This window comes from Rhizobium sp. P2_G9 (assembly GCF_056403475.1).
Genome location: NZ_JBFUFK010000052.1, coordinates 45,794 through 66,765, shown reverse-complemented (window position 1 = coordinate 66,765; position 20,972 = coordinate 45,794). Strand labels below are relative to the sequence as shown.

Sequence of the window (20,972 nt, the reverse complement as noted above, 5' to 3'; positions counted from 1 at the left end):
GGCAACGACACCGTCATGCTCGASGGCGGCACCGATGTCGATAACGCCGGCGCGGGCAATGACGCTATTGTCGCTTTAAATCCTCTCTTCCGCGTCGTCGATGGTCAGACATCTGTCACCGGCGGCGATGGAAGCGACACACTCCTCCTCGACTTCCGCGACGGTGACACCACCCTTGACCTTTTCGACAAGGGGCAGAAAGTCGATCTCGAGACCGGCAAATACATCGAGAAGTTTTCATTTGCCACCCTGACAGTCACGTTCAGCAGTATCGAAAATGTCAGTGGCAGCGAGCATTCCGATAAGTTGCTCGGCACCAATGGCAACAACAAGCTGGTCGGCTGGGAGGCCAACGATGAACTCGTCGGCCGTGGCGGCGGGGATACGCTGGAGGGCGACAGCGGCAGCGACAAGCTCGTCGGCGGCGCCGGCGCAGACAAGCTCACCGGCGGCGACCAGAGGGATATGTTCGTCTATACCAAGGCTTCGGACTCCTCCAGCAAGGCGTTCGATACGATCACCGATTTCGTCCATAACGAGGACAGGCTGGACTTTTCGGCGCTCAAACTGGCTGGCGGCGCCGCATTCCGCCTGATCGGCGACCACGCCTTCGGCCACCATATCGGCGAGATCCAGGTGATCGAGCACGACGCCAAGGGCACGGCGCATGACTACACCATGCTCGGCGTCGATCTCGACGGCGGCGGCAAGGCCGACCTTGAGATCGAGCTGACCGGCCTCGTCACGCTGAGCAAGCATGATTTCGCTTTCTGACAAGGAGACCGCAATCGTCAACGATAGCGACGTGGAGCGCGGCATACTTGAAATTGACTTAGTCAGTCATCGCTCAATCGGCATGGTTCCGGCACGCGCCGACAGGCTCGCAGAAGGCGCAGGGATGCTGGGTTTGTCGGAATAGCCTGGCGCGCAAAACTGTTCCGGTGCCGCTTAATGCACCTCGTTTAACTGCCTGAAAATAAACGAAACTACGAGCTTGGCTGGGGCGCCTGGAGTCCCAGCTAAGATTTTCCATTTTCCCAAGCCGTTGAGAAGACAGTGAAAAACCTACTCACCGTGTATGACAATATTACAGACATATGTGGCAACGGCGCAAGACGTTTTATCCGCCGGCGAGAAACGCTCCCTCTGTTGCCTAAGTTCGCCATCTGCCTCTCGTTTGCAGGCATCCACGTGAATGACCGAACCGGTATTCGCCGACACGCGAGTTCATGAATAGCCTGGTCTAATAATGCGCCCGGCCACTGGATCATTTCGGCAACCAGAGTGTGCCAGTGGATGTCGGCGGCGTCTGAAGTTGAAAGTTGTTCCGGAGTTCGAGCACGCCAGCATGATCGACGTCAAACCCGAATTCCTTGGCGAACTCTTTGCGGGCTTCGCGCAATTGAAGTCTATCCATAATCTCATGCAGCCGTGACTTCCCAGTCTTGGACGGAACACCCTACCTTCTTGGCAATGGCGTCCCGGCGCATGTCCCGGATGTAGGTCGCATTGCTCTTGAGGAAAGCGATGGTCTCGTTGTCGTCCCCGTTTTGCAAGTGCCGGACGATACGGTTGATACTTGATTTCGAACGAGTCTGCAGCCCCTTGATGATCATCACGATTGGATCAACTCGCGGGCTGCCGTGTGCAATGAGACGACCGCCACTCGGAACCGGGAACTATCTATCGGCGGCGTATCCATTATTTCCAGTAGCAGATTAGCCCATCGGCGGACGTCGGCACAAAGCTGACGTTGGCGCGCACCAGGGACGTCGCCTCGCAAGACGTCCCCCGCAGCCTGCCGCAAAAGTTCGGAAACGGATGTGCCGATCGTCCGCCCGAAGTCTTCGATATTCGCTTTTTCGGCTTCCGAAACTCTGAAGCGTATTGATGTATCTTTCATTCACCCACCTCTCGCTTTGGGTTCCACATGGGGCTGACGCCCTTGGCCTGCTGCGCGCGGTCACACGTGCACAGGTGGCAACCGAAGGCACTCGAAACGATGTTGCCACAAGACAAGGATTGGTCGAGATTCCACCGGCCGCAAGGTGCTGGGCGTCGCTGTGATGACCAGCCACAAACAACGCTGTTCGGATATCATCACAGGTGAATTCAAATGAAAGTGGATCGACAGGGATTCCCTTCGGAAGAATTGGAGCTTAGAAGGGCACATGCAAAACACATCTCACGCCGTGATGGCGCAACGTTTCGAGCCAGCTGACAGTCCCGACGACTTCCCAACGCCACCATGGGCGACGAGGGCGTTAATTGAACACATTGTCGGTCCAGATGTCGTTCGCCCCTTGACATGCCTCGAACCCGCGTGCGGGAGGGGATACATGTCACGCCCCTTGGCGGAATACTTCCAGTCGGTCGATTCTGCGGACGCCTACCAGTATGGGTTTGGCAAAACCAGAGACTTCCTGACTTTCCCATATGAAGCCCGATCCCATGATTGGGTGATTACAAATCCACCGTTCCGTCTGGCCGAGGAGTTCGTCACTCGGTCAATGGCAGTCGCCCGCGTGGGCGTCGCGATACTGGCCAGAACGGTTTTTCTTGAAAGCGTCGGGCGGTATCAGGCGATATTCAAGTTAAACCCGCCAACCATATTCGCACAGTTCTCTGAGCGCGTCCCGATGGTTAAGGGACGAGTTGATCAAAAGGCGTCAACGGCCACCGGCTACGCTTGGTTTGTATGGCATAGAGAAGCAACAGCGGAATTACCCCGGCTTGCATGGGTTCCACCTTGCCGAAAGGTTTTGGAGCGCCCCAGAGACTATCTCTAGGCTTCGTTTTTTGCAAAGTCAGACAGACCGCCTTTAAGTATCTGAAGCGCTGTTGTCGCGTCACCCGTTTCTAGGGCCTCGACCGCTTTCAACACTTTGCTCTTGAGCCGACGCCCCTTCGGACCTGGGGCACCTTTCGGCGGCAGCTCGTCAATTGGGGCAGCGGTCAAATTGCCGTACTGGCCCTGCTCCACTTCCGCTACGCGGGCTTGATTTTCTCCATACCATGCTGCGATGTCGTGCCGCTTGTCGCCTCGTTGCACCATCCCCAGAACTATCGATGCTTCTTTATTCGAGAATGCCAAAGTCGCGCCCTCCCCTTCAGGTTGAGCCAACTTAATCAATTCTATCCGCTTGGCAATATCACTGCGCAGGAATAACCGGCACGTCCGGCAAATGCGGTCCTGGGACGTGTCCGGAAGGGACAACGCCAGCCGCACCCAGAACATGCTTTTCTTGATCGTCGAAAAAGATGTGTGCACCGAACGCTTTGAGGATCGGGGCCTTGGACCAGGTGCCGACGAAATGGGCTTCATCTGCGGGCGTTCCCCATGCTCGCAAGGTGTGAACTACCCGGGCATGTGCTTCGCTGTCACGGGCAGTAACGATGCCGATGCGCACCTTGCTGACGCCATCATCCCGTAGATATATGGCGCGGAGTATTGACAGCTTTTTGAGGAACTCGCCGAAGGGGCCGCCTTCCATTGGCTTCTTTGCATTCTCCTGCTCATGTGTGCGAAAGGCTTTGAGGCCGTGCTTCGCGTAGATTTCATCGGACTCTGCGCTGAAGACCACGGCGTCACCATCGAAAGCTATGCGGACTTCGTCGTCGGTCGCTCGCTCCCACATCTGTGATACTGGCCCAAGCCGGGCAGCGGCGGACTTAGCGTTAACTGCCGCCTGGACATCCGTTTGATCATTTGAAAGAAACAAATCGATTTCCCAGGCGGGGATGAAAGGTCCCAGTGACGCCCCGCTAGTGAAGCTCCCGGTGATTACACCCAGCCCGTAGTGCCTGATAGAATGAAATGCCCGCAAGGATAAATCGGGCGAGTTCTTCGATAGAAGCACGACCTGGACAAACGGTTTCTGATCCGGCTCGTTCAACCGTAATAGGCGCTCAATGACATCAAAGCCCGCGCCCTTCCCAACGATCGTTGTTTCTCTATCTCGTTGCATCTCTGTGTATGCGTGAACGCCCTGCGAAGCGAAGACCTCGTGCTCCTCTTCAAGATCGAACAAAGCCCGCGTCGATATGCCGATTCGCAAAGGCTTCGAGCGTAGGATTTCCTTCAAATCGTCCATTGTGATTGTCAGACTCCGAAAGTGCAGGAACGGTTCGCGGTTATATAGTTGCCGCCTTTTAAGCAATGACGTCAGTTTCGGTTGGCGAGCAAGAGGGCGGCTATAAGCGCCCGTGGATACAATACTTTTCCGACCTCATTTATCCACACAACGGCCTCGAAACCGTTTCTAGCAGCCTACCGGAGAGCAAAAGCTCATTGGCGCTGGCCTAGTTCCCGCCATGCCCAAGCATGTTCGGGGTCTTGATTTTCGGAAGCGCTCCAAGCCGTCAAGGCCCAGCTTGCAGCCCGAGGCTCGACGTGCCGTCTGCGCCCGCACCAGTCGCCGCACTGGACCTGGACGGCTCGTCGCGTCCAGAACTGACTATGTTCGAAATTTGAATCGAAAGCTTCGTAAATCGAACCGATCGTGTTGAAAGTCGAATGGCCAACTGTGGAGCAACGCTGATGGTCACGCGGTCGCATAACGTACAAGTACGTGACGGCCAGATCGGCGGCAGAGTTGGGCGTCGCAGTCATTCGTCGCCCGTTCATTTGCCCTGGGAACCGCCGATCTGGGTGAATATTCGAATATCGAAGGGATCGGGTCGAATATCGAATCAAAGGCTTCGAAATTCGCCTAAACTCCCCATAAACTGATAACTCAATATCCGAACAATCAATCATACGAGATTCGAAATCTTCATTTCGAGTTTAGAGATATTCAAAATATTGAATTCAAAATCGGCGGCAGTCGGTCCCGACCGCTTCCGGCGCTCTCCTACGGCTGCCTTGAATCCGATTTCTTCATGCGCGAATTCCCGCGCCGCCCGTTTCACGGTCACTATGTTCGGCGCTCCGATATGCTCATCCTTGCTGGCATCGCCATTGGGGACGATGCAGGATTCCGAACCGTTCGAAATTCGAACGATGATTGCGCCGGTGAAATCCCGAGACCATCATTTGGGAAGACAACAGAGGGAGCCAGCAATGCCTTGTGCCCACGGACGGCACAGGCGACTGGTCAGGGGAGAGACCTCCCCGTGAACCCCTCCCGCCCCCAGTGGGCGCGAAGATGAGGATGCCTCGATGCGCGACCACATCATCCGCATTCGCGCCTCAGCGGACGAACTGGCGAAAATCAGAGAACTCGCCAAGACGCGAGGTCTTTCGATTTCCGAACTGATCCGGCGAGCCGCTTTTGGCATCCGGATGCCTGCTCGTTCCCGCGACCACACCCACGTCAACCTCCTCACCAGGTCACTGGGTGAACTTGGCCGAGTTGGCGGTAATCTGAATCAGTTGGTGAGGCGCGCCAATGCTGGCAAGCTCTCCGGTCACGACCCCGAACTTTCCCGAACGCTTGCCGAAATCGACGCGCTGCGCGAAAGACTGCGGGATATCATTAGATGATAATCCAGAGCACACGGATCAGCCGTCAGGGCGGTGTCCGATACATTGCCCGTCACCTACTTGACAAAACAGACGTGAATGAACGGATCGAGGTCTTGGCGGGCGACAGAAATGCACTCCACGACGCCTCTGCACTCGCCAAGGCAAAAGGCTGCGGATACAGCCTTCGGCATCTGTCGATTTCCCCGGAACGTGAAATGACGCCCCGGCAATTGAGCGAATTCTTATGTGCGTTGGACGCCGAGTTCCGCATTGGCCCAGACCGACCCCGGCTCATCGTTCGCCATCTCAAGGATGGCCGGGCGCACTTCCATATCGCCGTCGCGGAGGTCGATCCCGTGACACTACGGGTCCTTGATTGCCGAAATGACTACGCGCGCCTGGAAGACCTCGCCCGCCGTTACGAGCGGGACCATGGGGAGCATGTCCAGCCCGCTCGCGCCGAAAGGCGTGAGCAAAGGATCGAAGGATTTTCAGACATTGCCCGAAAGCGGGCCGAACGGCACGTGCCGAAGTTCGACCGCACCAAAATCAAACAAGCCTTCGCAGCCGGCCCCGATGTCTTCGCCCGCGAAATCCGCCGCCAGGGTTTGAGGATCGAGGATGGCGACAAAGGCCCGATCCTGGTCAACCCGTCCGGGACATTCGTTGCGGCCGCCAATCGTGCAGCAGGCGTGCGGCAAAGCGAATTCCTGCAATTCATGGAGAGGATCGAGAATGAGCGACTTATCGGAACCCAGACCCCAGCACCTGCAGCTACTGGTCTCAGTTCAACACAACACCACGAAGCTTCTGCCGCTTTTGAACCTGCTGGAGACGCCGGAAGGGCCGGACCGGATTGCCCAACTGATGGAAATCCTGTCATTGGTGCTCGACGGGCAGCGGCAGCAGGCGCAGGCATTCAGGACGCTGCTAGACAAGGTCGATCGCCTGTCCCGGCGATAATGCGTCGCCGATATTGTGAGCGGTACTTTCTACATCGTCTTGGCAAGCTGGACCTCGACGACCTTCTCCGCCGCGCTCGGGAACTCGCCACATGGATCACATCGATCTTCGAACCCGAAGCCGTCCGCCTTTCCCGGCGGATCACCGAGGCGCGGCAGACACGGAAATCATTTCCGCCGGCCGACACCAAAGCCCAGGCTCCACCGACCTATGATCTCAGGAGGAGGACGCCATGAAAACTATGAACCCGACAAGGCAGAAGAGACGTCGGAACTGCTGGGACAGGTTCCGCAAAAGGATGTACGAAACCCGGCGAGCGCGGCACGCTGATCCGGCGCAGTTGGCGGCGGCGCAGCTTCTGGGTCTGTTCATGCTGATCTTCGGCCGGATGCCCGTCCAGCCTCTGGCTCCCGCGCCCTACGTTGCCCCACCAATGTCTCCGGGACATGCTCGCCGGATCGAGACCGCGCGGCGTCTCGGTGTTGGTGTCCGATACGTGGACGTTGTCATGGCGCAAGGCTGTGTTCCCTACTGCCTACTGTTCGATCACATTCGTCGCGGCGGCACAGCGCGAGACGACGCCATGAAGGCGTTGCGGCAGCGCGTTCCGGACGCCGCTCTCGATTGGCTTGCACACATCAGGCGATGGGGTCTCTGGTCCGAGCTTTCGCGGTGCTATGACCGTGACAGCACAGAGGAGGAAACCGATGTCAAGATTTTGAGGTCAGCCTTGGCCTGGATCGAAGGCGGACGCACCGCAGTCAATAGACCTGGCCCCGATGATGCCGTCATTGCGTTTACGCCGGACGGCCTATCTGAAAACAAAGACCCCGGCGACGATCCGGACAAACCGAAGCCCTAAATTTCCCGCGATGTTGTTCGCACATGACGACTCAACTCCCGTCCGCTATGGATAACTCCTAACAATCTCCGATCCGCTGACGTTGAGGATTGGGACAAGAACACGGGCATGGGGGAAGACGGCGCATGAATGCGGTCGAGATCGAGGAAGCGGTATCGGGACTGGCCGACCGGCCGTTTGACGCCGGGGAGTTTCCGTTCGCTTTCCTGACCGCATTTGGATTCAAGGAAACCGCCATCAAACGGCTGCGCCAGACTACGGCCAATGCCTCCGATCTGCCGAGCGGCGTGCTACAGAAGCCTCATATCCATATTGCCACCTGCGCGCCAAGCAATGTCAGTGAGACCTTGGTCGCGCTCCGCAAAAGCCCCAAGACCGCGTCCACCAAGGCCAGGTTCATTCTGGCGACCGATGGAATCGCCTTCGAGGCTGAGGACCTCACGAGCGGCGAGACGCTCGCCTGCGGCTACCCCCAGTTCCCGGATCATTTCGGCTTCTTCCTGCCGCTTGCGGGCATTACGACCGTCAAGCAAATCCGCGAAAGCTCGTTCGACATCCGGGCCACTGGACGCCTGAACAAGCTCTATATCGAGCTTCTCAAGGACAATCCTGATTGGGCGACGGCGGCGCGGCGTCCGGATATGAACCATTTCATGGCCCGACTGATCTTCTGCTTCTTTGCCGAAGACACCGACATACTCAACGGCGAAGGGCTGTTCACCGCCACCGTCGATCAGATGAGCGAGCGCGATTCGTCCAATACGCATGACGTCATCAGCACGCTTTTCCGGGCGATGAACACCAAGATCGATGATCGCGCTAAGGCTAACCTTCCGAGATGGGCCAACGGCTTTCCCTATGTAAATGGCGGACTGTTCTCCGGCAGCACGGAGGTGCCCCGGTTCAGCAAGATCGCACGTTCCTACCTTCTCCACATCGGCAACCTGAACTGGAAAATGATCAACCCGGATATCTTCGGGTCGATGATCCAGGCCGTTGCCGATGACGAGGAGCGCGGCGCGCTGGGCATGCACTACACCAGCGTGCCAAACATCCTTAAAGTCCTGAATCCTCTGTATCTCGATGATCTCAAGGCGCAACTGAAGGAGGCTGACACAAATTCTCGCATGCTTCTAAACCTCCGACGCCGTATGTCGCGGATCAGGGTCTTCGACCCTGCCTGCGGTTCCGGCAATTTTCTGGTTATCGCCTACAAGCAGATGCGAGAAATCGAAGCCGAGATCAACAAGCGCCGCGGCGAATCGGATCGCCGCTCCGAACTTCCGCTGACGAATTTCCGAGGGATCGAACTGCGTGATTTCCCGGCCGAGATCGCGCGGCTCGCCTTGATTATCGCCGAGTACCAGTGCGACGTCATCCATCGCGGCCAGAAAGAAGCCCTGGCCGAATTCCTTCCTCTCGACGCACAAAACTGGATCGTCTGTGGTAACGCGCTGCGGCTCGACTGGCTGAGCATTTGCCCACCAACGGGAACGGGCGTCAAGCTCCATGCGGACGATCTGTTTCATACGCCGCTCGATCAGGCTCAAATCGATTTCGACAACGAGGGTGGGGAGACGTATATCTGCGGGAACCCGCCTTACCGAGGTAGCCAGTGGCAGACCGAGGAGCAGAAGTCGGACCTTAAATCTATCTTCGATGGCCGCACGACGAACTGGAAATCTCTCGACTATGTCGCTGGCTGGTTCATGAAGGCCGCTGACTATGGTACCAAGACGACGACAGTATCCGCGTTCGTGTCTACGAATTCCATTTGCCAGGGACGACAGGTGGAAACCCTCTGGTCGCTGATTTTCGCCGCTGGGCACGAGATCGCCTTCGCTCACGCTTCATTCAAATGGGCCAACCTCGCGAGCTACAATGCTGGCGTGACCGTCGTCATTGTAGGCATGTCAAATCATGCGGGGCGGACGCGGCTCCTTTTCTCCGACGTGGGCGGCAACGGCACGACCGTCAAGACAGTCGAGAACATCAACGCATACCTGGTGTCGGGGCCGAATATCACTGTTGGCCAGCTTTCACGCCCTCTCAGCGACTTAAATGAGATGAGTTTCGGCAACATGCCCAATGATGGCGGATATTTGTTGCTTGACGTAAATGAGGCGGTGGAATGCATACGGGATCACGACGTCGCGCCCGTTTTTATCCGCCCATTTGTCGGCTCGCAGGAATTCATCCGTGGAATTGAGCGCAGATGCATTTGGGTTGAGGACGACGAATATAAGGTGGCCATCAAAAACGCATGGTTGCATGAGCGCTTCGCAGGCGTTCGGGCGCAACGCGCAGCATCCGATCGCGCGACTACTAGGGCGCTTGCGACTATCCCCTACAGGTTCGGTGAAGTCCGTCAGTTGGGTAATGAGGCAGTTATCGCTATTGCCGCAATCAGTTCCGAGAATCGCGAATATCTTCCATGTGGACTGCTTCCCGCTGGCTCCATCATTTCCAATAAATGTTTTGCCTTTTTCGATTGCCCACTTTGGAACATGGCTCTCATTGCCTCACGCCTTCATTGGGTGTGGATTGGCACGGTTTGCGTACGGATGCGAACCGACTTCTCTTATTCTAACACCCTCGGCTGGAACACCTTCCCAGTGCCTTCGCTCACAGAAAAGAACAAGGCCGACTTGACCCGTTGCGCCGAGGACATCCTGCTCGCCCGCGAGGCGCACTTCCCCGCGACTATAGCTGATCTCTACGACCCCGAAACCATGCCCGCTGACCTCCGCGCCGCCCATGAGCGAAATGACGAAGTTCTGGAACGCATCTACATTGGACGCCGCTTCCGGAACGACACTGAACGCCTGGAAAAGCTGTTCGAACTCTATACGAAGATGACCAAAGCGAAGAGGGCTGCATGACTGAGTTCAACCGCATGACAATCGTGGCTGCTGCCGAAGTCATCTCCGATTTCAATTCACATAGCGACATCGACGTCTTGGAAGTTCAATGGGGGATTGATGGGAAATACAGTTCATCAAGCAAATCCGGGCGCGTAGCTGGCTTGGCAAAGATCGCAGCCAACGACTCTATCCCCGTGATGACCGAGAACGGACGGGTCAATCTTGATCGTGCCCTAGTCGAAACGGCTATCAAGGCCCCTCCCAGAACCCGCAATTCCGAGGCCTGGAAGAAGTTGGTCGCAGGACTTAGATTCGACGGTTTCGAAGTCATCGAAACCGAGACTGAGATTGATCCTGAGTACGCATGGGCAAGAAGCTCGGCTAACAAAACTATCTCAATCCAAAGGATGTTGCCTGCTGACATCCCAGGCTTGGATTTCCGCGAAGCGGAGAGTGAGGTTGTTGATCTCCTGGAACGGTACGGCTTCGCAGTCGCAAAAGGGCATTTAGATCGAGCGCTCTCTGCGTTCCAAAGAGGTGAGTGGTCGTCAGCTAATGGCGAGCTTCGCAATTTCTATGAAGATTATTTGAACGAGATTGCAGTTCGTTTTGGCTATACGGGCGTCAACGACAGCAAGGTAAAGCGCGATTTTCTGGGTTCTGGTCTTCAACCACCGTTCCTGCTCCCAGACTACAACGAATGGCATGCCAACAATCAAAAGCCCCAATACGTACAAGGGTTGATGAGCAGAATGCATCCTCACGGCGGGCACCCAGGATTGTCGGAAGAGGAAGACGCAACGTTTCGGCTCCAAATAATGCTTGTCACTGCGCGTCTATTCCTTCGCCGCTTTGACCAGAGAAAGACCATTTGAGATGACCAAAACCATTCCCTCCGTTTCCATGCGTACCGCCGGAACTGGCGCATCCACCAAGGCGAACGAACTCGGCATGAGAACCATGCAGGAGCGGGCCTACGAGCACCGCGGCGAACAATATCTGCTGATCAAATCGCCCCCGGCATCCGGCAAGTCCCGGGCGCTGATGTTCATCGCGCTCGACAAGCTTCATAACCAGAATGTCCGAAAAGCGATTATCGTTGTGCCGGAACGATCTATCGGCGGCAGCTTCGCCGACGAGCCGCTTTCGAACTACGGCTTCTGGGCCGACTGGACGGTGAAACCGCAATGGAACCTCTGCAACGTCGCCGGCATCGAGAATACGTCGGTTGCCAAGGGCAAGGTGAAAGCCGTTGGCCAGTTTCTTGAAAGTGATGACAGGGTCCTGGTCTGCACCCATGCAACCTTCCGCTTTGCGGTCGAGGAATTGGGGATTGAAGCCTTTGATGATTGCCTGATCGCCGTCGATGAGTTCCACCATGTCAGCTCGAACCCGGACAACAAGCTTGGCGTGCAGCTCGGCCTGTTCCTGTCCCGCGACCGGGTGCATCTAGTGGCAATGACAGGGTCCTACTTTCGCGGCGACGCCGAGGCCGTGCTCGCCCCGCAGGACGAGTCGAAGTTCGTCACCGTCACCTACACCTACTATGAGCAGCTCAACGGCTACGATCACCTGAAGTCTCTGGATATCGGCTATTTCTTCTATTCCGGGCGCTATCTCGAAGCCATCACCAAGGTGCTGGACCCCGCTCTCAAGACCATCGTCCATATCCCGAACGTGAATTCCCGGGAGAGCACCAAGGACAAGGTGAAGGAGGTCAACGAGATCATGGACGCCCTCGGTACCTGGGAGGGTGAAGACCCCAAGACCGGATTCCATCTGGTCCGGCTGGCGGACGGACGTCTCATCAAGGTCGCTGACCTAGTCGATGACGATTCTGCTCGGCGTGACAAGGTCGTCTCGGCATTGAAAGACCCCAAGCACAAGAACGACCGCGACCACATCGACATCATCATCGCGCTGGGCATGGCGAAAGAGGGTTTTGACTGGATTTGGTGCGAGCATGCACTAACGGTCGGCTATCGCGCCAGCCTCACCGAGATCATCCAGATCATTGGCCGCGCCACGCGCGATGCCCCCGGCAAGACGTCAGCACGGTTCACCAACCTGATCGCCGAGCCGGATGCCAGCGAAGAAGCCGTGGTCGATGCGGTCAATGACACCCTCAAGGCGATTGCCGCAAGTCTGTTGATGGAACAGGTGCTCGCGCCGCGGTTCAACTTCACGCCGAAGAATGCGGAAAGCGGCCCGCTTGATGACTTTGATTATGGCGAAAAGGGCTATGATCCCAAGGGCACGAATGTAGGGTTCAACGAGACAACTGGGCAATTCCATTTCGAGATCAACGGTCTTGTCACGCCCCAGAGCAACGAGGCCAAGCGAATCTGCACTGAAGACCTCAACGAGGTCATCACAGCCTTCGTTCAGGATAAGCCCGCCTTGGAGAAGGGGCTGTTCGATGACGAGACCGTGCCGGAGGAACTCACACAGGTTCGCATGGGCAAGATCGTCAAGGATCGCTATCCGGACCTAAGCGACGTCGATCAGGAAGCTATCCGGCAGCACGCCATCGCTGCCCTGAACCTGACCCAGAAGGCCAAGGCCATTGCCGCCGAAATGCAAGACTCCGGCCAACTCACAGGTGGTTCGGCGCTGATCGACGGGGTCCGGAAATTCGCCATGGACGTCCGCAATCTCGACATCGACATGATCGACAGGATCAACCCGTTCGAGGCTGCCTATTCGATTCTGGCGAAATCCATGAGCGAGCAGACGCTGAAACAGGTTGCCGCGGTGATCGCGAGCAAGAAGCTCAGCATTCCCTATGAGGAAGCCCGGGACTTGGCTTTGAGGGCCAGAAAATTCATGCAGGAGCGCGGCCGCGCGCCTGACATCACGTCGGCCGACGCGTGGGAAAAGCGTATGGCCGAAGGCGTGGCCGCCCTCAAGCGACATGTAGAGCAGCAGAAGAATGGTTGATATTTCCGACAACGACCTTCTCGCCGAACTGGGCCACGCCCCGGAGGCCAGGAAGCAGGCTGCGCGAACGCCCCGCGAGGAGCGGATCATTGCCGGATTCGAAGACATCGTCCGGTTTCGCGAGGAGCATGGCCGTGTCCCCCAGCATGGCGAAGAGCGGGATATCTTCGAACGCCTCTATGCCGTGCGCCTGGATCGGCTGCGCGCGCAGGAGGATTGCCGAACGCTCCTTCAGGGATTCGACCGATACGACCTGTTGGCGACCCCAGCCGCTACCGACGCCGCCGCCGAGGCGATGGACGACGACACGCTGTTGGCGGAACTCGGCATCGAGCCGGTCGGCGACGTGGACCTCACGCAACTGACCCATGTGAAGCCCCGCGCGGAAGTCCGCGCCGCCGAGGAGGTTGCCGACCGGACGCCTTGCGTGGACTTCAAAACCTTCGAGCCGCTGTTTGCCCGGGTAAAGGAAGACCTCGACAAGGCCGCCCGCGAGACACGGTTGTTCGGCGAAGATGCCGCGATCCGGAAAGGCGAGTTCTTCATATTGGGCGGCCAGATCGCCTATGTCGCGGAGATGGGCGAAACAATCAAAGCGCCAAACGGTGAATATGACGCGCGGCTGCGGGTGATCTATTCCAATGGAACAGAGAGCAATCTCTTGCGCAGGTCGCTTCAACGAGCGCTTTACAAAGACGAGGCTGGACGTCGAATCACAGACCCCAGCGCCGGGCCTTTGTTCGGCGGGGTGGCTGAGGATGAAGACCTCGAAAGCGGCACCATCTACGTGCTGCGGAGCCAGTCCGACCATCCCGACGTCGCAACGCATCGCGAACTCATTCACAAGATTGGCGTCACCGGAGGACCTGTCGAGGCCCGGATCGCCCACGCGGCCCTCGACTCCACATACCTTCTGGCCGACGTCGAGGTCGTCGCGACCTACAAGCTCTTTAACATCAACCGCACACGGCTGGAAAACGTGCTGCACCGCGTTCTTTCCCCGGCACGCCTGGACCTCACCATCCAAGACCGGTTCGGCAACCCAGTGAAGCCCAAGGAATGGTATCTGGTGCCGCTGCATGTCATCGACGAGGTGGTGGCGAGGGTGAAGGACGGGACGATTACGGAGTTTGAATATGACCCGGCCGAGGCGCGGTTGAAGGCTATCTTGTAACTGGGTGGCGGTTCGCGGATGCGATATGCGACAATGATTGGGCTATCGTCCAAGGAGGACGCTGTGACACAAGTTGAGGAGCCTTTTTTCCGGGTTAAGCTTTCTGATCAGTTGATCGAGTCTATGACACTAGCTGCTCTTGAAGCCTATGTTTTGGGTGACCAGCGGAACAAGAAGAACAAGGAAAAGGTCGAGACGTTCGGCTATATCTGGGGCTTCAGGAAGATTGAGAACGATACGATTAATCTCTATCTCGACCGGATGAGCCTTAGCCTTTCGGCAAGGCGGACGAATGGTTCGGTAACCCCGAATGAGCACGCCGCTGAACTAAAGCATAACCTAATCGAGCGTTGGTCGCCTCATCTCATGTTGCTGGGAGACTTCCACACGCACCCCTATGATGATCTTGCTGAAGTTAAATCCCAAGTCGGATGGGATTTTTCTGATGCTGATTTAGTCAGCTTGGACAGCGATGAATTTCTATGGCGAAAATCCGATCAAACACCTGTGAACTTGGTGATGACAGTTTGCAGACTGGGGAGAGTGCGCGAAACCTACGATGCAGTAATGCGTGGCGATAATCTTTGGCAGTTTGACGCGGGAGAATTTCGCTTCTGGTTAAATGTCAACGTTGGATATGTTGATCACAATGGTGATAGGCAACAGACTTTTAAGAACAATTCCGGTGTATTCCTCGATCTGTCCCGCTTTTACAATGGTCGGAGCGACCGGATAGCATCTCATGTCTTGCGGGATGAAACATAACCGAAACGGAGAACCCTAGGTGAAGAATGAGTTCGCTATACAGGATGCTGCTGAAATGTTCGGTATTTTGCGGACCGCAAAATGCATCGCAAGGTACGATAGCATCAGCCATCAGCTTTTGAGTGAACTGCTGGTAGCCATCGCAACAGGAGGCGAAGTCGTCGGGGGCAATAATCGCGGGAGCGATGTCTTTTCGCCGCAGTACGGGAAGATCGAGGTCAAGTCACGAATTCTTGGGACCGACGGCGAATTTCCTCGGATTTCCCTCAAGCAACATAACCTGGACAAAGCCGATTGGTTCGTTGCTGTGCGGTGGACCAAGCGGTTCGAATTCCACGACGCAGTCGCCCTGCCGAAGTCCGCTGTGCTTCCGCTTTTCGACGGCAGGATGGTCGGAGGCAAGGTCGCGCACACCTCTTGGAAAAACTGGCTTGCCGCGGCGGGCGCTCTCAGCCTCGCCGAGAAGGTCAAGGCGGTTCTTGGTAGCGTCGAAAGAGCCGCGGCCTAAAATCCAACTCAAGTAGGTCACAGGCGGTGTTTCATCCATAACTGCAATGGAGTCCTTTGTTTAGATTTTCAGCTACTGGCATAAACGCCCATGGCACTTGAAGGATCGGAATGACTGGCAACTATAATGGATACAGCGGGCGGCAGCGCGACCGAATCGTTACCGCATTTAGCACACTGACCGGAAAGCATGCGCCGTTTGAGGGGGAGCCGTGTGGTATGTGCGGCGACCCTGAGCGCACTCACCAAGGTTGGCATTCCGAAGACTATTCCGAACCGTTTCGGTTCGAGCGACCCGCATCCTATCCAGTCTGCGAACCCTGCCATAAAAAACTACACCAACGCTTCACCGCCGCGCCCGGCGAATGGGAGCTGTTCTGTCTACATCTTCGGGCAGGCGGCTTTGGAAGAGAGTTCACCAAAATGAAATCTGTCGCGGAACGCAGGAATCTTTCCCATGAGATCGCCGCAGGTTCGCAGGTGGCGTTTCCAAATATCCGAGAGCGTGAACCGGGTCCCTACTGGTGGGATGACTTGACGCTGGACCCGGAGTCACTTCTCGCACCGTGGGCACGACCACGACCGCTGAGGCTCCGGCCGGACGAAACTGCCTTCCGTCGAGCATTTGAGGAGGTGGGATTGTCCGATCGTGAGATAGCACTACTTCGCACGCACGCCAATGCGCCGAGGCGGACGGCGACCATGCGGACCCTAGCCAAGGAGGCATTGGGCAAGGACAGCTATCAATCTGCGAACAGCGCCTATGGCGGATTGGCGCAGCGTCTGACTTCCTTGCTGGAATGGGAGCCGGATCGTCGGAAGGACGGCTCACCGTTCTGGGTGAGCCTCGTGGCGGAGGGTTGGAACCCGCCTCGGCGCGAATACGAACTGACGATGGTGCCCTCGGCGGCCGCAGCCGTAGGGATGCTTGGCTCAAAATAGTGGCACAACGAGAGGCTCCCTTTCCTTCACAAATTTTGGCAACCCCATGGCATCGTAGAGGGACTCATCTTCCTGAATCATACTGATGTCGCGCGTCTATCAGATGCTCGCCGAAGACGTCACTTTGGAATCCGGGGGCATTTTCGGCACATAGAAAACGTGACGAGATAAATGACAGCTTGCCGCCGACGAAACCTGGTTTCATCCTTTGTCTCACAAACGACCGTTTGAGTGACGGCTTGGGGAGACTGGTTTCATGGGTGAGTTGATCGGGTATATGCGGGTGTCGAAAGCAGACGGGTCGCAGGTTCTGGACCTTCAGAAGGACGCACTGTTGCATGCTGGCGTCGGTGACCAGATGATTTATGAAGACTTCGCGTCCGGCAAGAAGGACGACCGGTCGGGATTGGACGCCTGCGTGAAAGCGCTGCGGTCCGGCGACACACTCGTGGTTTGGAAGCTCGATCGATTGGGTCGTGATCTCCGCCATCTGGTGACCACCGTGGACGATCTATCAAAGCGCGGCGTCGGCTTTCGAGTCTTGTCTGGGCAGACGCCAATCGACACCTCGACGGCACAGGGGGAAGCTGATGTTCGGAATCTTCGCGTCGCTTGCCGAGTTCGAACGGGAGTTGATCCGGGAACGAACTATTGCCGGGCTGGCGTCCGCTCGCGCCCGAGGACGTGTCGGTGGTCGCAAGGCCACGATGACGACTGCAAAGATCAGACTGGCACAGGCATCCATGGGCAAGCCTGAAACCGTGGTTGCCAATCTCTGCAAGGAACTCGGCATATCCCGGCAAACGCTCTATCGGCATGTTGGGCCGGATGGAGGCTTGCGTGAAGATGGCAGGAAAGCACTCGGAGTCCTTTAGCCATCCACCGTTGTCTTGCTTTCCAGCACTTCGCTACAAAAGCCTTCTGAGCGCGGCTTGAGCGAAATCGCCGAATTTGGTACTCCAAGACCGCACCGCCTTTCCAAACCGAGATAATCGCGTTCGGAGGCCATTCCAGAATGGGTCTGCGTTTCGGCGTGCTCTCGAATTTGAGGCGTCACCGACCTTGTCTCGGGACTCCTGAGTTACGGAGATAGTCGCTGAGGAATACATAGGCCCGGCGTCTGGCAGGCTTATCCCGACCGCTCCGGGGTTTTCGTTTTTTGTCGTTTCAAACAGAAGTGCTGCGATCCTGACGCCTCGGATTTTAACAATCATTTTCGAAAGCAACCGGTCGCCTGTGAATGCCCGGTGGCGGGGATCGGCTGTCTCCGCACGATTTCGCTCCCTGCGCTCTTTGTCCAACGACTGCTCCATCTTTTCTTCTGGAGACCGCCTGGATGCTTTCCATTTCGCAAATGACCCTCCGGACCTTACGAAACGGAAACGGCTCTGGGTCAGCCCCCAAACGGCTTGCAGGGCATGATCCGGCCACGTGATCATGACCTTGTTCCGGAATATGCCCCAAAGCATATAGGTCGCAATGGCCGCAGCCCTCCGAATCGGACCGTCAGGAAGATCAATCTTCGAGAACTTCGTCATGAGACGTCTGCGGATAGCTTCGCGACGCTCCGGCAATGCCCGGGCGACGAAATGTGCGTGCAGATCGAAGAGACCGGAGACGGGGTCGAAACGGGGATGGACGACAAGCAATAGAAGCTCGAAAGCAAACCGCTTTCGCAATTCGCTGAACTCGATGTTGATCCGGTCATTGAACTGCTTCATGGCATCGCCAAGTTCGGCAGCGTCGGCTTTAGCGCCAGTCAGGCCGATCCCCCAATAGACGCAATCCTTCAATCCGTCCTGCTCCGCAAAACCTTCGAAATCCTCGAGCACGGGACGGTTCTTGCGAATGGCGTGGCTTGCGAAGAACCGTGATCCACGGAGCGGCCTGCCGAGTTCGATGATCTCGCCAGGGCCGCCTTGCAATGCCACAAGGTATCGTTCCTTGTCCGACTGGTACGGGTTGATACCTATGGCTTCGAGGCGCTGAGCAAGGGCTGCGGCTTGGCGGTATGGGGTGGATTGGTCATTGACCACGGCGGACGAACGCATGATTTACCGCAGTCCTTTTGCTTTGGTCGGCGGTGGTCGGTGACTTACTACGGAGGCAAGCAACTCGATCGGACGCGGCTCGATGTGGCAACTCGGTTGCGGCAACGTTGCAAGGGCCTTCGCCATTACGTGCAGCCGTGCGGCATCGCTGTAACGTGCGCCGTGCACGCCATTTCCCTTATGCCCTACGATATCCTTCCTTATTTCCTCCTGCACCTCCGCCTGCTTCATCTCGTTGACGCACCAATGCCTGAAAGAATGGAAAACCTTCTTTTCGACCTCGGCATTCGGTAGGGCCATCTTCTTGATTTCCCTCCAGTCGTCATCGAAGACATCCCCCATCGGCGTGGCAGGGGCGGCCGCCCTAAGCTCAGGGAAAAGGAGGACATGTCCAAGTTCGCGAAGGGCATTTACATAGTTATCAAAGCCAAGGCGCAAGAGTTCCGGATGCAACGGAACCCGGCGCTTCGATTCCTCGTTTTTGATTTTCCTGACCGAATTATCCTCGATGCGAATATTCGGCGTCTCGGCATCCAACTCGATTTCTTCTAACAGTAATCCAGCTATTTCCTCACGGCGTCCACCGCTGTATGGAGCCAGCAACGGCATCCAATACATTGCGTCGTGGATAACGAGTGTGCCTGACGCCAGTCGCTTCCCCTCTCCGATTGAACCGGTCCAGACTGGTAGTGAGAAAATCGCCGTCAAATCATCGTCGGTGAATTTGCCGCGCTCGTTCCGCTCGTTGCCTCGCTTCTTGACACGCAAACCGCTTACGCCTTCAAAGTCGCCGAACGGAAATCCGGCGCTTTTACAGATCGTCACGATATTGTTCATCTGGGTCATGTATCGGTTGATCGTCGCAGGTGATAGGCCGCGCTCAGAGGCTGGCAAATCCTTCGCTCTGGCCAATATCTCGGCCAATGTGCGTTCTTCGTCTCTTGACGATTTTCCGTGGTTCTTCGGCAACTCCAGAAGCATGCTTCGGAAATCACCGATGTGCGATTGACGCATCCTGGTTGGGTTATCGTGGCCGACGAACTTAACAAAGAGCTTGGCGATCGAGATGTGCTGACGAGGCATTTTTTCGCCCCATTCATTCAGTGCCACTTTCTCGTGAGCCACTTTCGTTATGATTTCGATCAGGCCTCTTCCGTTATATTCTACCTCGTCGTCTTCCTCGCCATCGTCTTCCATTTCAAACTCGTCGCCTTGGTCATCAGACGGTTGTTGGAAAGTGGGGGCTACCAATACAGCAGCTGGGTTCAAGCGCTTGTCAGTCGTGGTTTCCGGCAGATATGGCAACGGCGCTTGGGATGCATCCGCGACCAGAGCCGACTGCAACAACGCATCGTCGTCGGGCCGGACGCCACTCCAACGACGGCGAGTATCCAGAAGGGCGGCGGACATGCCACGCAGATATAGTTGCTGGGCTTGCTGGAAATTGACGCGTGTTTCGGGAACACCGAACTCCTCCATCAGCGCCTCGATCTTCTCGCGCCTTGGCGGCATAGCTCCGCCTTCGCGGTATTGAATAAGCTGGCGTGAAACTTCTCCTATTGTGGCCATGTCAAGGCCAGCCGCACGTAGTTCGCGCTCTTCATGCAGGCCGATGCTAGCGCCCTCCCCATGTGCGGCGAAAAGCCTGCAAGCCCACCCGCAAACCACGTCGAACTGCCGCGAACTTTCGACGTCCTCGCCATATGCGATCTCGGCGGCAGCCACCATGTCGAGCTTGGCACTATGCTTCAAGGCGACCTTGATGAGAATTTTCTTTGCGTCGTCCGGATCGATCATCTTGCGCCTTGCGCCCTGAAGGAGATGCTCGCTGGCAAGCGTCACCTCTGCCGCGATCAGTTTCGCCTGCTCCAAGGATTTGGTCCGCAGGCTCAGTTCAATCAGCACCAGAGCACGAGATTCGGTTCCATTTGGTAAACGACGACGCCACCAATAGACCGAACCGCGTTTGAAGACGTGTTGAACCGCACCCATGACAAATCCCTTCCGTGAAGGGTGAGCAGGGTTTTCGTGGCCTCTCAGTCAGACAGCGCAGTATGACAGTGCTGTATGACAGCGCCCAATTTGAGAGTCCCAGCTATAATGAACATGCTGGAAACCTCGGGCTTTCATGACTTGAATGGAAGTCTTGGCTGGGGCGCCTGGATTCGAACCAGGGATGGCGGTACCAAAAACCACTGCCTTACCGCTTGGCTACGCCCCAATCGCACTCACGAAGCATTTGCCCCGTCCAAGCCGCCGCCTGATAGCAAAGTCCGGCGCCGCCCGCAATCATCCTATCGTCATTTTTCGTTCATGCAGATCATTTCCACCAATATGATCATTCAGTCGCGTGCACGATCCGAAAAACCTTCTCCCGTTGCAGAAGGAGGGCCGAACCTCGGCATGCGGAATTTTGCTTTACCGAGCGGTCACTTCG

19 protein-coding genes, 1 tRNA gene and 1 pseudogene are annotated in these 20,972 nt (G+C 56.7%); 14 read left to right on the top strand and 7 right to left on the bottom strand.

The window, feature by feature from the left end:
* Positions 1-774, top strand: a 774-nt coding sequence (locus AC1DYF_RS33165) for a calcium-binding protein (RefSeq protein WP_477882198.1), incomplete at its 5' end; no start/stop codon positions are given.
* Positions 758-919 (top strand): hypothetical protein, encoded by a 162-nt coding sequence (locus tag AC1DYF_RS33160; RefSeq protein WP_477882204.1) that lies wholly within the window; start codon positions 758-760, stop codon positions 917-919. The genes AC1DYF_RS33165 and AC1DYF_RS33160, both read left to right, overlap by 17 nt.
* Before the next feature lie 502 nt (positions 920-1,421).
* On the opposite strand, the gene AC1DYF_RS33155 is transcribed toward AC1DYF_RS33160, so the two are convergent.
* Together AC1DYF_RS33155 and AC1DYF_RS33150 are read right to left on the bottom strand one after the other, a co-directional pair.
* Positions 1,422-1,619: a hypothetical protein gene (locus AC1DYF_RS33155; protein WP_477882196.1), complete on the bottom strand. Its 198-nt coding sequence runs from the start codon at positions 1,617-1,619 to the stop codon at positions 1,422-1,424.
* Positions 1,616-1,903 (bottom strand): plasmid mobilization protein, encoded by a 288-nt coding sequence (locus tag AC1DYF_RS33150; RefSeq protein ID WP_477882194.1) that lies wholly within the window; start codon positions 1,901-1,903, stop codon positions 1,616-1,618. The genes AC1DYF_RS33155 and AC1DYF_RS33150 overlap by 4 nt, the downstream gene beginning before the upstream one ends.
* Before the next feature lie 436 nt (positions 1,904-2,339).
* Between AC1DYF_RS33150 and AC1DYF_RS33145 the strand changes: the two genes are divergently transcribed.
* Positions 2,340-2,789, top strand: a complete 450-nt coding sequence (locus AC1DYF_RS33145) for an SAM-dependent methyltransferase (RefSeq protein WP_477882192.1) — start codon at positions 2,340-2,342, stop codon at positions 2,787-2,789.
* Here AC1DYF_RS33145 and AC1DYF_RS33140 read toward each other — a convergent pair.
* Both AC1DYF_RS33140 and AC1DYF_RS33135 read right to left on the bottom strand, forming a co-directional pair.
* Positions 2,786-3,094 (bottom strand): hypothetical protein, encoded by a 309-nt coding sequence (locus AC1DYF_RS33140; RefSeq protein WP_477882190.1) that lies wholly within the window; start codon positions 3,092-3,094, stop codon positions 2,786-2,788. The two genes, AC1DYF_RS33145 and AC1DYF_RS33140, sit on opposite strands and share 4 nt — an antisense overlap.
* 58 nt (positions 3,095-3,152) lie before the next feature.
* Positions 3,153-4,094: a 5'-nucleotidase gene (locus tag AC1DYF_RS33135; RefSeq protein WP_477882188.1), complete on the bottom strand. Its 942-nt coding sequence runs from the start codon at positions 4,092-4,094 to the stop codon at positions 3,153-3,155.
* 1,067 nt (positions 4,095-5,161) lie between these two features.
* Between AC1DYF_RS33135 and AC1DYF_RS33130 the strand changes: the two genes are divergently transcribed.
* The 11 genes and pseudogenes from AC1DYF_RS33130 (at position 5,162) to AC1DYF_RS33080 (ending at position 17,359) form a co-directional block, all read left to right on the top strand.
* Positions 5,162-5,485, top strand: a complete 324-nt coding sequence (locus tag AC1DYF_RS33130; RefSeq protein WP_477882186.1) for a plasmid mobilization protein — start codon at positions 5,162-5,164, stop codon at positions 5,483-5,485.
* Positions 5,482-6,666: a relaxase/mobilization nuclease domain-containing protein gene (locus AC1DYF_RS33125; protein WP_477882184.1), complete on the top strand. Its 1,185-nt coding sequence runs from the start codon at positions 5,482-5,484 to the stop codon at positions 6,664-6,666. Before AC1DYF_RS33130 ends, AC1DYF_RS33125 begins: the two co-directional genes overlap by 4 nt.
* Positions 6,663-7,292, top strand: a complete 630-nt coding sequence (locus tag AC1DYF_RS33120; RefSeq protein WP_477882182.1) for a hypothetical protein — start codon at positions 6,663-6,665, stop codon at positions 7,290-7,292. The genes AC1DYF_RS33125 and AC1DYF_RS33120 overlap by 4 nt, the downstream gene beginning before the upstream one ends.
* 125 nt (positions 7,293-7,417) lie before the next feature.
* Entirely contained in the window at positions 7,418-10,174 is a 2,757-nt protein-coding gene (locus tag AC1DYF_RS33115) for a class I SAM-dependent DNA methyltransferase (RefSeq protein WP_477882181.1), read from the top strand.
* Positions 10,171-11,031, top strand: coding sequence for a hypothetical protein (locus AC1DYF_RS33110; RefSeq protein ID WP_477882179.1), 861 nt, complete (start codon positions 10,171-10,173; stop codon positions 11,029-11,031). The genes AC1DYF_RS33115 and AC1DYF_RS33110 overlap by 4 nt, the downstream gene beginning before the upstream one ends.
* A 1-nt stretch (position 11,032) precedes the next feature.
* Positions 11,033-13,096 (top strand): DEAD/DEAH box helicase, encoded by a 2,064-nt coding sequence (locus AC1DYF_RS33105; protein ID WP_477882177.1) that lies wholly within the window; start codon positions 11,033-11,035, stop codon positions 13,094-13,096.
* Positions 13,089-14,270: a GIY-YIG nuclease family protein gene (locus AC1DYF_RS33100; RefSeq protein ID WP_477882175.1), complete on the top strand. Its 1,182-nt coding sequence runs from the start codon at positions 13,089-13,091 to the stop codon at positions 14,268-14,270. The genes AC1DYF_RS33105 and AC1DYF_RS33100 overlap by 8 nt, the downstream gene beginning before the upstream one ends.
* A gap of 63 nt (positions 14,271-14,333) precedes the next feature.
* Positions 14,334-15,035 (top strand): hypothetical protein, encoded by a 702-nt coding sequence (locus AC1DYF_RS33095; RefSeq protein WP_477882174.1) that lies wholly within the window; start codon positions 14,334-14,336, stop codon positions 15,033-15,035.
* Positions 15,036-15,054: 19 nt separating this feature from the next.
* Positions 15,055-15,543: a hypothetical protein gene (locus AC1DYF_RS33090; RefSeq protein ID WP_477882172.1), complete on the top strand. Its 489-nt coding sequence runs from the start codon at positions 15,055-15,057 to the stop codon at positions 15,541-15,543.
* A 110-nt stretch (positions 15,544-15,653) separates the two neighbouring features.
* Positions 15,654-16,484, top strand: a complete 831-nt coding sequence (locus tag AC1DYF_RS33085; protein ID WP_477882170.1) for a hypothetical protein — start codon at positions 15,654-15,656, stop codon at positions 16,482-16,484.
* 256 nt (positions 16,485-16,740) lie between these two features.
* Positions 16,741-17,359 (top strand): annotated as a pseudogene (locus tag AC1DYF_RS33080) (recombinase family protein).
* Positions 17,360-17,392: 33 nt separating this feature from the next.
* Here AC1DYF_RS33080 and AC1DYF_RS33075 read toward each other — a convergent pair.
* The 3 genes from AC1DYF_RS33075 to AC1DYF_RS33065 all read right to left on the bottom strand — a co-directional run bounded on the left by AC1DYF_RS33075 (position 17,393) and on the right by AC1DYF_RS33065 (position 20,756).
* The gene (locus AC1DYF_RS33075; RefSeq protein WP_477882168.1) at positions 17,393-18,535 is read right to left on the bottom strand and encodes a hypothetical protein; all 1,143 of its coding nucleotides are present in this window, start codon (positions 18,533-18,535) and stop codon (positions 17,393-17,395) included.
* Positions 18,536-18,538: 3 nt separating this feature from the next.
* Positions 18,539-20,527 (bottom strand): DUF6538 domain-containing protein, encoded by a 1,989-nt coding sequence (locus AC1DYF_RS33070; RefSeq protein ID WP_477882167.1) that lies wholly within the window; start codon positions 20,525-20,527, stop codon positions 18,539-18,541.
* 155 nt (positions 20,528-20,682) lie between these two features.
* Positions 20,683-20,756: transfer RNA gene (locus tag AC1DYF_RS33065), tRNA-Gln, on the bottom strand.
* Positions 20,757-20,972: the final 216 nt, after the last annotated feature.

Coding starts and splice junctions, on each gene's coding strand:
- AC1DYF_RS33100 (WP_477882175.1), top strand. CDS start 13,089: ATGGTTGATATTTCCGACAACGACCTTCTCGCCGAACTGGGCCACGCC.
- AC1DYF_RS33160 (WP_477882204.1), top strand. CDS start 758: ATGATTTCGCTTTCTGACAAGGAGACCGCAATCGTCAACGATAGCGAC.
- AC1DYF_RS33125 (WP_477882184.1), top strand. CDS start 5,482: ATGATAATCCAGAGCACACGGATCAGCCGTCAGGGCGGTGTCCGATAC.
- AC1DYF_RS33150 (WP_477882194.1), bottom strand. CDS start 1,903: ATGAAAGATACATCAATACGCTTCAGAGTTTCGGAAGCCGAAAAAGCG.
- AC1DYF_RS33070 (WP_477882167.1), bottom strand. CDS start 20,527: ATGGGTGCGGTTCAACACGTCTTCAAACGCGGTTCGGTCTATTGGTGG.
- AC1DYF_RS33145 (WP_477882192.1), top strand. CDS start 2,340: ATGTCACGCCCCTTGGCGGAATACTTCCAGTCGGTCGATTCTGCGGAC.
- AC1DYF_RS33115 (WP_477882181.1), top strand. CDS start 7,418: ATGAATGCGGTCGAGATCGAGGAAGCGGTATCGGGACTGGCCGACCGG.
- AC1DYF_RS33135 (WP_477882188.1), bottom strand. CDS start 4,094: ATGGACGATTTGAAGGAAATCCTACGCTCGAAGCCTTTGCGAATCGGC.
- AC1DYF_RS33105 (WP_477882177.1), top strand. CDS start 11,033: ATGACCAAAACCATTCCCTCCGTTTCCATGCGTACCGCCGGAACTGGC.
- AC1DYF_RS33130 (WP_477882186.1), top strand. CDS start 5,162: ATGCGCGACCACATCATCCGCATTCGCGCCTCAGCGGACGAACTGGCG.
- AC1DYF_RS33110 (WP_477882179.1), top strand. CDS start 10,171: ATGACTGAGTTCAACCGCATGACAATCGTGGCTGCTGCCGAAGTCATC.
- AC1DYF_RS33075 (WP_477882168.1), bottom strand. CDS start 18,535: ATGCGTTCGTCCGCCGTGGTCAATGACCAATCCACCCCATACCGCCAA.
- AC1DYF_RS33120 (WP_477882182.1), top strand. CDS start 6,663: ATGAAAACTATGAACCCGACAAGGCAGAAGAGACGTCGGAACTGCTGG.
- AC1DYF_RS33085 (WP_477882170.1), top strand. CDS start 15,654: ATGACTGGCAACTATAATGGATACAGCGGGCGGCAGCGCGACCGAATC.